Genomic DNA, 13,091 nt, shown 5'->3' with positions numbered 1-13,091 from the left:
CCCACGCCCACCTCTCCGTGTCATGGAAGGCACCGAGCATGACCTCGACCCCGGAACCCTCGGTTCCCCTACTCCCCTCCGCCCCCTCGCCCCTGACCCCACCCGCCGAGAGGATCCCCGAGTTCGATCCGCCGGACACCAAGGTGCGGACGGACTCCCTCAAGGAGAGGTGCGACGACGCCTGGAAACTGACCGGACGGGTCATGGGCGACGCGGGAACGGGGCGCGCGGCCATCACCAGGTCCGCCAAGGAGTTCAGCGATCTGATCGACGGCGACATCAGCTCCGCGGGGGCCTTCAACGAGAAGGAGTGGCGCAAGGCCTGCCTCGCCCTCACCTACGCCGCGTCGATCGCCGACAGGTGGCGCGAGGACGTCGAGGAGTTCAGGCGTGAGCGCAAGAAGCTGATCGATCGGTACTCGACCGCGATCGTCATGGCGGGGCTCGCCAACGAGGGGAACCCGATGTACCGGGGAACGGGTCCGCTCCAGAGCCCACCGACGTACGGGCCCCACGTGCCCAGTCCGCGCCAGCTCGCCTACTACGAGGTGCACCGCGAGTACATGGCCAAGGGGCGAAAGCTCAAGGACGGTTTGGAGGAGACCGCGGCGGAACGGGCCACCCTGCTCAAGGAGGGCCCCGAACCGAGCAACCTGAAGGTCCTCGTGGAGGCCGGGGTGCTGGGCTGGGGCGCGTACAACATCCTGGGCGCGGAGCGGGACGTACCACTCCCGGTCTCCTCGAAGGAGGCCAAGGAAATGGCCCGGGAGATGAAGTCCTACCTGGACGGGGACAAGGAGCCGGACGCGCGCTTCCACGAGATCATCGCGGCGCTCGGCGCCGTGTCGGCGAAGGCGAAGAAACTCCAAGAGGCCGGTCGGTCCACCCTGGGGCAGCCCTACCAGGCCACGATGCACCGGCCGACCCTGGGCGAGGAGGAGCTCGACTTCCTCGAAACCTTCTACGAAGAACTCGATGAGATGTCCCCGACCGGCATCGTGCACATGATGCCCTGGTTGGAAGGAAGTTCCGGTCCGGGATGGAGCTCCTCGGAACGGGACGCCTTCGCGACCGGGGTCGCCAACGGTCTGCTCATCCTCTCCGACGAGAAGGTCGGTGGTGGCCAGTACCGCCTGCCCGATGGTGTCCAGGACTTCGCCCACGGTCTCCCCTTCAACGACTGGAGGGCGAACGGGATGTCGGAAGGACGGGCCGAGGGCGTGCGTTCGCACAACTGGCTCGCCGACGCCGAGGACTTCAGTCTCCTGCTCAAGAACGCGGACTCGGGGTTGCGGGGTGGTCTGGAGTTCTCTACCAACGTCACCCTGAGCCTGGGGCACCACCTCGACAACACCGACCTCGCGATCACCCGGGAGCGCAACGAAGCGCTTTCCTCCCTCTTGGACGTGAGCACCCGGAACGTGGAGGCCAACCACAGCATCCTCACCGGGAACGCCGAGCATCCGGCCGGCCACGTGGAGGATGCGCGCTACTCCTCCGAGTACATGCCCGACTTCAAGAACACCACCGACGCGCTCGTGGGGTTGTACGCCTTCGACTGGGCGGACGACGGCGAGGCCGCCGCCGGGCTCACCGACTGGATTCCGCGCGCCTCCGAATCGGAGTCCGGTTCCCAGCGCCGAATGGCTCGTGAAGCGGCCGAAGGGTTGATCCGAACGACGGTGAGCGACAAGGACGTGTTCGACTCACTGACCAACACCGGGATCACGGTCAAGGAGACGGTCGAGGTCGACGGTAAAAAGGTCGACGTTGAGTATCCGGACGCGGTTTTCAGTCGAGTGAACCCAAAGCTGTCCAACACCTTCGCCGACATCGCACTGGCCTACCTGGAAGATTTCAGCATCCCCGGGAACAAGAACGAACCCGAGGGCGGCGACAAAATGAAACTCGGGTACGAGGAGCGCCAGCGGTTCCTCCAGTTCGCGGCGGCCGACGACGCCACGGTGCGGAAGCTGTATCAAACCGCGGAGCTGCTCGATCTGAACAGCACGAACCAGCTCCTGGGTGAGGACGAACAGAAGGACATCGCCTACCGCAACTCCACGTTCCGCGCCCTCCTGGACGCCGCCGTGCGCGGCGACACCCTCGACCGCAGCATCGACATGGACAACGCGGAGGCCCAGGCCGCGGTGGACAAGAAACGCAAAATCGCCATGGTGAGCGGCCTTGCCTTCGGCGGAGCCAACCTCCTGTCCCCCGCAGGAGGTGGAGCGGCGATCTCCGGTATCACCACGTCGGTATTCGAGTTGAACGACCGGGTCGACCAATCGGTCAAGAGCGACAACTATCTGACAGCCGTGGACGCCGGAATCGGAGACGACTCCACCCACGCTTTCGGAGCGAACGACTACGGCCGGACCTATTCGCAGATGAACCACGACTACAAGACCAAGCTGGATCTGCTCGACGCCATGGTCCGCGATGGCCGGATCGACACCCGACAGGTGGAGGCCGTCAGCCCCCAACTCCTCACCGATGACGGGAAGGTCGTGGACTACTACGAGTTCAGCACGGACGACCGGACCGGGGCACGGGACGACAAGACCAAGATCAGCCCCGATACCGCGCTCGACCGTCTACTCAAGAGCGAGGAAGCGACTATCACCTACCCGGACAAGACGAGTCGTGAGGCCCACGAGGTAGCCGCTCAGTACTCGCAGGCCTACCACACCGGCTACTACGAGGTGATCGAAAAACTCAGTGCCGACATCGACAAGGAGGACTACAAGGAGAACACGAGTCGGTAGTCGACGCCTCTTCGCAAAGCACACCGCCCGATCCCCGTGTGGGAGCGGGCGGTTCCTCGTGTCAGAAGGGCAGGCGGATCGAGGTCACGGCCTCGTACACGCCCAGCGCCCACACGGCGGCCACGCACAGGGCGATGACGGCGACGACCTCCACACCGTTGAACAGGCGCCGGACGGAGGCGCGGGGCACGTCGGTCAGGCGCACCATGCTCAGGGCTCCGACGGCGGCGCCCGCGAGGAGACCCAGCGCGGGGAGCAGGGCCGACACCCCTCCAGAACCGGTCGAGGCGACCGCGGCCGTCACGACCAGGCCGAGCACCCCGCCCAGGCGGACCGCGAGCACGTGGGCGACCCGGTCGAAGAGCCGGGAACGCGACAGCAGGACCGTCGACACCAGGACCGCCAGCAGCCAGTCGCGCGCACCCGACCCGGTGAACGCCAACAGCACGACGGCGGCGACCGTGGCCACCACCAACCCCAGCAGGGAACCCAGCAACAACCGGTCGCCGGCGGCCAGACTCGTCTCGAACCGTTCGGTGTCGGTCCGGCCCACCTGACGCACCTCGTAGTCCAGTCCGGACAGCCCGCCCAGGGCCAGGGCGGCTCGCGGCAGGACCCCGATACCCAGCACCAGCAGGACCGCGAGCAGCCGTAGCGCCATGGGACCGTCCACGAACAGGCCCACGGCCACGAGCCCGCCCGCGGCCCCGGTGACCACGCTCAGCCCCGCCAGGTAGGGCAGCATCGCGTTGTCCAGTGCCCAACCCACGGCGGCGGGGGTGAGCGCCCCGACACAGGCGAACAGGCCCAGGGCCACGGGGGCGGGTGGCGCCGAACCCATGGCCGACACCGCCAGGGAGGCGGTCAGGGCGCCCCAGCCGCAGGCGGCGACCTGGAGCGCGTGCGCGGTTCCGGGCAGGGAACGGCGCTCGGCCACCCACAGCGCTCCCAGGGAGATCAGGAGTCCCATCGGTGCCACCGCGAGATCGACCGGTGCCGTGCGGACCATGGCCATCACCACGGCGAGCAGCAGGGGTCCGAGGGTGGCCAGGGCCAGTCCGAACCCGAGGGTGGTGGAGGGTCGCCACAACCACGCGGTCTCGTCCACCCGGTCCTCGACGGCGCCGCGTACGTCGTCGACGAAGGTCGGCCGTTCCGGAGCGGCCTCCTTGCGCAGGAGGAGGACGTCACCGTCGAGGACCCCGGCGTCGCGCAGGGAACCTCCGGAGGCCAAGGGGGTGCCGTCGACACGGGCCAGGCTCCACGCCGCGGCCTGCAGCCCCTCGGGGTCGGGTGAGCACACCCGCACGACCTGGGGCATCAGGGTCGCGACGGAAACGGTTCCGGGAAGGGCGAGATCCGCCCATTTATCCGGCCCGGTGACCGTGACCCTGCAGTATCCGCTCACGACACGCACTCCGTTCCGCAGGTGTTCAGGGGGTAGGTGATTCAAGGGGTGAGGAACGCCCGATTCCGCGGAACCGGAGGCCGTTGGATGGGATCCCACAAGATCGCGACCGGTTCTCCACAGGTCCGCACGGGCGGAGTTGTCCGTCGTCGGGCGAAGCGGAAGTATCACGTTAGCAATCGATGTGTTCCGGTGCGTCCGGCGCACACGAGCGGAAAGGCCCCCCTTGTCGACAACGTTGGTCCATCGGCCGGCGCGCCACGCGGTTCCCGACCCCGGAACCTCACCGCTGGTGATCGCCACACCACCGCAGTTGCCGGAGAGCCCTCCCGCGACGAGCTCCTCGGCGATGATCATGATGCCGATCATCACCGGCTCGGGTTCGCTGCTGATGACCATCACCCTGGGCAACCGGCCACTCTTCGCGGTGATCGGCGCGCTGGTCATGCTGGCCAGTGTCGCCGTGGGCATCGTCATGTTCGTGTCCCAACGCAACGGCCCCCGTCGGCGTATCCGCGAGCAGCGCGAACGGTATCTGGACTATCTCGACCACCTGAGGGAGACGGTGCGCGAGGTCGCCGGTCTACAGCGGGCCGCGGGCCTGTTCCGGCACCCGGCCCCGCACCTGCTCTTCGAGGCCGCACGGTTGCCCTCCCGGCGTTGGGAGCGGCGGGTGGGCGACCCCGACTTCCTACACGTTCGCATCGGCGAGGGCGTACGACCACTGACCCGAGGACTGAGCCTGAGCGTCGACAGGGCCAATCCGTTGGTCGTCTACGACCCCGTGTGTCAGGGCATCGCCGAGCAACTGGTCGACCTGTACGCGAACGTGTCGGAGCAACCCCTGGTCTTGCCCCTGCGCGAGTGCGGGGTCGTGTCCATCGTGGGAGAGCGGGCGATGACCCGGAACGTGGCGAGGGCCCTGGTCGCCCAGGTGGCCACCTTCTCCGCCCCGGAGGACGTACGCCTGGGCCTGGTGCGCCACCAGCGGCTCATCACCGAGTGGGACTCGGTGAAGTGGCTGCCGCACAACGACTTCGACGGGGTCCGGGACGGCCCGCTGCCCGCGCGTCTGGTCGCGGGCAACACCGTGGAGATGACCGAACTGCTGTCGGCGGAGATCGAACGACGCACCGTCGACATGCAGCGTCGACGCGGAGCCCCACCCGGACCGGGAACGCAGCGGCTGGTCCTGATCGTCGACGGCGAGTTCCAGGCCACCTTGTCGGGTCTGGCCGCCGAACCACCGGTGCGGTCCCTGGCGGACATCGGCATCCACCTGGTGTTCCTGGTGACCGATCGCAAGGAGGAACCCGAACACGTCGACACCCGCCTGTACGTGGGCGCCGACGGCTCACTCCGCGAGGATCGCGCGGGCCCGGGGCGCTCCCCCGGTCAGGCCGCGCCAGTGGAGGAGCATCCCCCGTTGTCGGGCCGGGCGGACCAGGCCGACCCGGAGCTGCTCACCACCTTGGCCCGAACCCTCTCACCCCTGCGGTTGGCGGCCACCGACGGCGGCGACGCCATGCACAGCACGATCGGTCTGCCGGAGATCCTCGGGGTGCCCGACGTGGCCCGGCTGGACACGACGCGGACCTGGGCCCCGCGCGGTACCGGTGACTTCCTGCGGGTGCCCGTCGGGGTGGGCCCGGAGGGGAACGCCGTCCTGCTCGACCTGAAGGAGTCGGCCATGGGCGGGATGGGCCCGCACGGGTTGGTGGTGGGTGCCACGGGTTCGGGCAAGTCGGAGATGCTGCGCACCCTGGTGGCCTCGCTGGTGATCAACCACGCCCCCGACCGGTTGGCGTTGCTCCTGGTGGACTTCAAGGGCGGCGCGACCTTCGCCGACACCGACCGTCTGCCGCACAGCGCCGGGCTCATCACCAACCTCGCCGACGACGACTCCCTGGTGGAGCGTTTCCGTGAGGCGATGTTCGGTGAACTCAACCGACGACAGCAGGCGCTCAAGGACGCGGGGAATCTGCCCAACCTGCACGCCTACGAGACCGCGCGGAGCAGACGCCCCGAGTTGGAACCCCTCCCCCACCTGATGGTGATCATCGACGAGTTCTCCGAGTTGCTCACCGCGCACCCGGACTTCGCCGAACTGTTCGTGGCCATCGGCCGGATCGGTCGTTCCATCGGCGTGCACCTGTTGCTGGCCACCCAACGGCTGGACTCGGGCAAGATCAGGGGCCTGGAGTCGCACCTGTCCTACCGGATCGGTCTGCGCACCTTCTCCGAGGCCGAGAGCCGCGAGGCCATCGGGGTCGGCGACGCCTACCACCTGCCACCCGAGCCGGGGTCCGGATACCTGAAGGTGGACACGACCGTCTTCGAGCGGTTCAAGGCCGCCATGGTCTCCCAGCCGTACGTGCCGCCGGGTCGGGACCACGAGGAGGAGGTTCCCCGGGTGCTGCCGGTGATCTCCTTCAACGGGTTGGCGGCGCTGACCCGGGCCGCCGAACCGACACGGGAGGAGGGCCTGGACGAGGAGGACCCGCGGGACGAGGTCCCCACCACCCTGCAGGTGACGGTGGACCGCCTGGTGGCCTCGGGCGCCGATCCCGTGCGGCCGGTCTGGCTGCCGCCACTACCCGCACGTATGACCATGGACGAGTTGTTGGAGCGGCTGGGTGAGGACCTGACCGGGCCCGACGGCTCCCCCGTGGAACCCGACCCGGCGGAAGTGCGGGCGATCATCGGCCTGGCGGACCTGCCCCGGGAACAGGCGCAGAGCGCGGCCGACCTCGACTTCACCGGTGGTGAGAGCAACGTCGTGGTGATGGGCGGCCCCCAGTCCGGCAAGTCGACCCTGCTGCGCACCCTCATCACCACGCTGGCCTGGCGTTATCCCCCCGGACGGGTCGCGGTCTACGCGATCGACTTCGGTGGCGGCTCGTTGACGCCGTTCGACGATCTACCGCACGTGGCGGGTGTGGCCGGGCGTTCGGACCTGGAACGGGTCCAACGGGTCCTGGCCGACGTACGCCTCCTTCTCGACCAGCGCGAGCGCGTGTTCCGACGCGCCCGGTTGGACTCCCCCGCCGACCTGCGTCAGGCCCGGGTCGACGGCCGGGTGCCCGAGGGGATCCACGGCGACGTGTTCTTGCTCATCGACGGCTGGGCCGGGGTTCGCGAGGCCCTGCAGGACGTGGACGACGTCCTCAACGACATCGTCTCGCGCGGCCCCGCCCTGGGCGTGCACACGGTGCTGACCGCTTCGGCCGGCAACCAGGTCAGGTCCAAGACGCAGTCCCTCTTCGGCGGCAGGTTCGAACTGCGCCTGACCGACCCCTACGACTCCCAGGCGGGACGCAAGGTCGCCGAGCGGATGCCCAAGGACGTCCCCGGCAGGGGTCTGCGTTCGGACGAGTCGTTCGTTCAGGTCGCCCTGCCCCGTTTGGACGGGGTCGGTGAGGACGCCGACCTGGGCGAGGCCGTGCGCGAGGCGGTGCGGGTGCTGGCGGACCGCTGGCCCCACGCTCCGGTGCCCCGGGTCCGGGTGCTACCGACCCAGGTCACCCTGGACGAACTCCTCCCCCGCCACCAGGGGCCCGAGCTGATCCTGGGGTTGGGCGAGAGCGACCTGGCCCCCGCCCTGTACCGGCCGGAGGAGGATCCGCACCTGGTGGTCTACGGCGATCCGCAGACCGGCAAGAGCACCCTGATCCGCTCCCTGGTGCGTCAGGTGATGCGACGCCCGGCCGGGGAGGTCGGCATCGTCATGGTCGACTATCGGCGGGCCCACCTGGGTCTGATCCCGGAGGAGTACCTGCTCGCCTACAGCACCAGCCCGCAGCACACCCAGGGGATGGCCAAAGAGCTGGCCGGGATGATCTGTCAACGGCTGCCCGGACCGGAGATCACCCCCCGGCAACTGCGGGAGCGCAGTTGGTGGGAGGGACTGGAGGTGTTCGTGTTCGTCGACGACCTGGACCTGGTGGCCGGCCGGAACAACCCGATGGAGCCGCTGGCGGAGTTCCTCACACAGGGCGCCGACCTGGGGCTGCACCTGATCACCGCGCGACGTACCGGTGGTGCCTCACGGTCGATGTTCGACCCTGTCACACAGACGATCGTGGACATGGCCACGCCGGGGCTGTTGTTCTCCGGGGATCGGATGGAGGGTCGGCTCGCCAACGGTGTGGCGTCCCGTCGCCTGCCGCAGGGGCGCGCCCTGTCGGCCCGCAGGGGCGTCCCGGCCGAACAGGTACAGGTGGCGTGGAGCGACCCGACCGACTAGGCGCCGGGTGGGCCCGGTGCCGGGCCCACCCCTTGGCTCACGGGTCCTACCTCACTCGTTGCAGTTGCCGCTCGGGAACAGTGTCGACCGCTCCCCCACCGCGGCGGTGACCTGGACGCACACACCGGGGGCATGGACCAGGACCGGTCCCGCGACCGTGCCGCTCTCGACGACGGAGGTCTGCGGGGCCACGCCATCGGCGCGGATACCGATGTCCATGCGGGCGGGACCGCCGTTGGAGACCACCACCGCGCAGTTGTACCCACCGGTGCTCTCGTAGAAGAGGTGCACCTGTCCCCCTGGATCTCCCGGAACGCCATCGGGCCAGCCATCGGCGACCTGGGTGTACCTGGGCACCTGGCCCACCTCGGGGTGGGCGTCGCTGCACAGGTCCGCGGGGTCGGCGCTCTGCACGGCGGTCGCCCCGCTCAGGAGCAGGCCGCCCACTCCCAGGGCGCAGGCGGCCGACCACAGTGCCCGGCGGCGCCATTTCCTCTGCGTTGTCATCGGTTCGGTTCCCTCCTGGAGGGGCTGGATTCGGTGGTCACTCGAAGGGGGCGAGGCAGCTCGACGCGCTGCGCACCGAACCCCCCTCGGTGTCACCGGGGCCCAGCGCGGTGACGGTGAAGGAGAAGCACCGGTGGGCTCCCACGGTTCGGGTGAAGGTCTGGGAGGTGGTCTGTTCCACCGTCGTCTCCGTGGCGAAGTCGACCGCGTCCCCCATGGGGGTGATCCGGTACCCCTCGGCGTTCTCCGCCGCCGCCCAGGTGACGGTCACGTCGGTACCCGAGACGCCGTGGGACACCTCGCCGGGATCGCCCACCTCGGCCTCGGGCATGGTGACCGGGTCGCTGGTGACCGACTCCCCGGTCACCCCGCCCGTCCCCCGTGAGGTCACGGTGAAGGTGTAGGTACCGCCCTCCGTCAACCCGGTGACGTCCAGGGAGGTCTGCGCTCCGGTGCGGTCGGCGGGGGCCGATCCCCCTCCGGTCTCGGTGGTGGACACCAGGTAGTCGGTGGCGTCGTCGGCCGCACCCCAGGAGACGGTGGCGGTCCGCGCGTCGATCACCTCCACCGAGACCTCCCCGGGCGCTCCCGGGGCCTCGGAGTCCGGGGTGACCTGGGACGACTGCGCGGCCGGTCCGGTGCCGTGTTCGTTGACCGCACGGACCCGGAACCGGTAGACGGTCCCGTTCTCCAGTCCGCTCACCTCGGTGTCCAGCTCGTCGCCGGCCACCGTGGTCTCCCCACCGTCCCAAGTGATCTCGTAGGAGGTGACGGGGGCGTCCGGTGAGTAGGCCTCGGTCCAGCTCAGTCGCACATCACCGTTCCCGGCCTCGGCGGTCACCGGGGTCGGGGCACCGGGCGGGCCACCGGTCTCCTCCGTCGGTTCCCCGGCCCCTCCCGCCGCGTTGGAGCCACCGCCGTCCTGCCCCGGATCGCCGCCCGCCTCGGGCAGGTTCTCCGGTCGTCCCGTCCCGGGGGCGTCGGAGGACGTGGGGCTCTCTCCTCGCAGTTCGCCCGGCCCGGGCGGGGGCTCAGCGAGGTCGACCAGGGTGGCCTGTCCGGAGGGGTCGATGACCGCGGCCGCACCGGTGTCGGGGGCGCTGACGAACAGGCTGCCCTCCCGGGCCTCCAGTTCGAGGGGTCCCTCGGCGTCGGGCAGGGTGACCGTGTCGAGTTCACGACCGTTGGGCGTGTAGGACCGCACGACGCCCTCGTCGTCGTAGGGCACGTACACACGCCCCTCGAAGGGAACGCCGAGGCCGCCCCCGGGATGGCCCAGAGGGAACTTCGAGGTCTGCGCGGCGCCGTAGGGGTGCAGGAGGGTGACGATCTCCCCGTCCTCGGTCTTGGTCACCGCGGCCATGTCCCCATGGGTGCGAGCGGGCATCTGTGAGCCCTCCAGCGTCACGGGCATGGTGACCATGACCGGTTCGTCGCCCTCTCGCATGGCGACCGCCCGGTCACCACCGCGGTCGAGCACCATGGCCCCGTCGTCGAACACCGTGACCCCGATGTCGGATCCGGGTGAGGAGACGGCCACGGTCTGTGTGATGGCGGCCTCGCCCTCGGTGACCTGGATACCGACCGCGTTGCCCTGGGCGGGCACACCCAACCACAGGGTGTCGGAGTCGTCGAAGCCCCCTCCCACCAGGGGGCCCTCCAGGGTGAGGGAGGCGCCGGTGGCCTGGAGCGTGGCCGGGTCGACCGCTCTGACCTCCCCGGCCGCGCGATCGACCACCACCGCCGCCGATTTTCCCAAGATGACGGCGAAGTCCCCTCCTCCGAGGTCCAGTCTCCCGGAGAAGCCCAGGTCATCGAGGTCGACCGAGGTGACCCGACCCGTCTCGGGATCGGTGAGCAACAGGTAGTCGTCGTTCTGCTCGACCTCGACCCGGCCGCCCTCGGATTCGGGCAGGGACGCCACCAGGTCGATCTCGGCGTTGTTGCCGTTGACGCGGATGGCCTCACCGACGGACGAGTTCCACAACCAGGCGGCGCCGTCGGAGACGTCGTCCTCCTGGCCGAGGGCACCGACCCCGAAGGCGGTACCGACCAGGGCCGTGGCCATGATCGTCAACACCAGCCCGGAGGAGCCCGCCCGGGTACGCCTGGCGAGTGTGCCGAGTAACCGTTTCGATCGCCCGAATCCAGCACGCGCCGACTGATGGCTCACGATCTCCACGCTCTCCTTCGACTGTCCACGCCGAACGCCTTCCGCCCTCCAGGCGGCAAGGGAGGTGGAATCGACCGCATCGGGGGGCGATACGGGCATCTGTACAAAACCAGACGCCCCGGAAGACGTCAACGCGAATCCCCCGCGACACCGCCGGGGATGACAGGTCGGTCCCCCTCGGGTTTCCCGACCATCGTGGCCGCCATCCGGGAGCGTTCACCGCCTCTACAAGAAGAGATCCTGGTCAACACCGGTCACGGTGACTCCACCGCCCTCAGTGCCGAGGCCCTGGCGCCCGATCATGCCCGGAGCCCCGCACCGGTTCATCCGTGTGCGGGGCTCCTGCGTTCTTCACTCAGCCCAGCCGAATCTCCAGCGGGTCCTCGAAGGAGAGCGTGTCCTCGACCTGCAGGGTGACCGGTTCGGTTCCCTCGGGAACGTCGAAGACCGCACGTCCGGAGGACTCGTTACCCGGGTTGATCTGTTCGAGGAAGAAGTCTTCCTCACCGGGGACGTATCCGGCGGAGTGCTCGTTACCGTCGGCATCGATCAAGGACAGCGCGGTCTCGTCGAAGTAGGTGGCTTCCGTACCGCTGTTCTCCACGGTCACGTCGACGATGACGAACTCGCCCTGAGCCTGTTCCTGGGAGTAACCGTCGCCGACGGCGCCTGCCGTCTCGGTTCCGTTCACGGTGACGAGCCAGCTGCCGACCTCCCCGGGTTCTCCGACACCGACCGTTTCGACGGACTCTTCCTCCGGGGCCGTTCCTCCTCCGCCTGCGGTGCTCTCGGTATCCTCCCCGCCACCTCCCGCGGTGCAGGCGTACACCAGCACGCAGAAGAGGAAGATCCCGAGCAGGATCCAGGGCCACTTGCGCCGCTTCTTCTTCGCGACCGGCGCCATCGGCGGTGGCCCGTAACCCTGCGGAGGCCCGTAACCCTGTGGTGGAGGGAACCCCTGGGGCGGCGTGTATCCCTGGGGCGGGGCCGCTCCGTGCGGGGGTACGTAGCCCTGGTTCGGGCCGGGCCCATACGGCTCGGGCTGTTCCGGATCTTGGCCGTGCTGCATGCCACCCATGGCGCTCCACCTCCGGGAGAGAAGGAACCAAACCCAGGTCGGGCGGGTTCAACCTCACTCACAAGATTGAGTGTTACGCCCGGGTAAGTAGCACAAATTCCTCAAAAATGTTCACTTGGAATGCGGCCGGGAATTCCCAATTCCCCGGAAAATTCAATTAGCCGAGGCAACCTCCGGATAGGGTTACCCGAAGAAACCAGGGATTTCTCCCTGAACCGGCCTCACACACCCCCTCCCATTCCGGGTTTTCACGCGCTCTAGATGGTGGAGGTGGCACGCGATACCCTTCCTTGGCTTCGACGCGACGTTCATGATCAAGGCCGAATTTTCGGTGATCCCGGGACGGCTCGGCTTGTCGGGGGCGGTGGGTCAGTCCAGGAACAGCTCCGCGACGACTTCACCGTCGAAGACCCGGCCGGTCTCGCGGAAGCCGAGTTTGCGATAGAACTCCGCCGGGCCACCTTCCCCCGGCACCCACATCACGGTGACCCGCTCGTTTCCACGACCGCGCGCCTCCGCGAGGAAGGACCGCACGGCGAAGCGCCCGTAGCCCTTGCCCTGCTCCCCCTCGGCGACGTTGAGCCGCCACAGGCCACAGCGGAAATCGGGGTCGTCCTCATCGGAGACGAAGTCGGCCATGACGAAGGCGACGGGGCGGTCGCCGTCCAGGATCAGGCGGGTCCACACGGTCTCGCGGGAGGCGTAGGCCTCGGCCAAGGAGGTGACGACGGGGGCGACGAAGGTGTTCTGGTCCTCACGGACCTTCACCTTGATGGCGGTGACGACGTTGTCGGGGGTGATCTCCACGGCGTGGAGAGAGGGGGTGCGCATCCGAACACCGTAGAGGTCCGCTTCCACGGTTCCCACCCGTTTTTCACGCCCGGACACGGGTGCGCCCCGGGACCGGGTGG

7 protein-coding genes are annotated in these 13,091 nt (G+C 68.9%); 2 read left to right on the top strand and 5 right to left on the bottom strand.

Going from position 1 to position 13,091, the window contains the following annotated elements:
- The first annotated feature begins 38 nt into the window (after positions 1–38).
- On the top strand, positions 39–2,768 hold the full coding sequence (locus ACWGKS_RS20845; protein ID WP_358509054.1) for a TPR repeat region-containing protein: 2,730 nt from the start codon (positions 39–41) through the stop codon (positions 2,766–2,768).
- Positions 2,769–2,829: 61 nt separating this feature from the next.
- Here the strand turns inward: ACWGKS_RS20845 and eccD are convergent, their stop codons facing one another.
- A complete protein-coding gene (gene eccD, locus ACWGKS_RS20840) occupies positions 2,830–4,176 on the bottom strand; it encodes a type VII secretion integral membrane protein EccD (RefSeq protein ID WP_358509056.1) in 1,347 nt (448 codons plus the stop codon).
- 358 nt (positions 4,177–4,534) lie between these two features.
- On the opposite strand from eccD, the gene eccCa reads away from it, so the two are divergent.
- Positions 4,535–8,422: a type VII secretion protein EccCa gene (gene eccCa, locus ACWGKS_RS20835; protein WP_358509147.1), complete on the top strand. Its 3,888-nt coding sequence runs from the start codon at positions 4,535–4,537 to the stop codon at positions 8,420–8,422.
- Between the two features lie 51 nt (positions 8,423–8,473).
- Here the strand turns inward: eccCa and ACWGKS_RS20830 are convergent, their stop codons facing one another.
- The 4 genes from ACWGKS_RS20830 to ACWGKS_RS20815 all read right to left on the bottom strand — a co-directional run bounded on the left by ACWGKS_RS20830 (position 8,474) and on the right by ACWGKS_RS20815 (position 13,011).
- Positions 8,474–8,929, bottom strand: a complete 456-nt coding sequence (locus tag ACWGKS_RS20830; protein ID WP_358509058.1) for a hypothetical protein — start codon at positions 8,927–8,929, stop codon at positions 8,474–8,476.
- Positions 8,930–8,966: 37 nt separating this feature from the next.
- The gene (locus ACWGKS_RS20825) at positions 8,967–11,111 is read right to left on the bottom strand and encodes a fibronectin type III domain-containing protein (RefSeq protein ID WP_452523587.1); all 2,145 of its coding nucleotides are present in this window, start codon (positions 11,109–11,111) and stop codon (positions 8,967–8,969) included.
- 346 nt (positions 11,112–11,457) lie between these two features.
- Positions 11,458–12,180 (bottom strand): DUF4352 domain-containing protein, encoded by a 723-nt coding sequence (locus ACWGKS_RS20820; RefSeq protein WP_358509062.1) that lies wholly within the window; start codon positions 12,178–12,180, stop codon positions 11,458–11,460.
- 369 nt (positions 12,181–12,549) lie between these two features.
- Positions 12,550–13,011 (bottom strand): GNAT family N-acetyltransferase, encoded by a 462-nt coding sequence (locus ACWGKS_RS20815; protein ID WP_358509064.1) that lies wholly within the window; start codon positions 13,009–13,011, stop codon positions 12,550–12,552.
- Between the last annotated feature and the right edge of the window lie 80 nt (positions 13,012–13,091).

The sequence above is a fragment of the Nocardiopsis sp. NPDC055879 genome, assembly GCF_053615935.1.
Note: the sequence above shows the minus strand (reverse complement) of the source record. Positions and strands in the feature narration are given on the sequence as shown.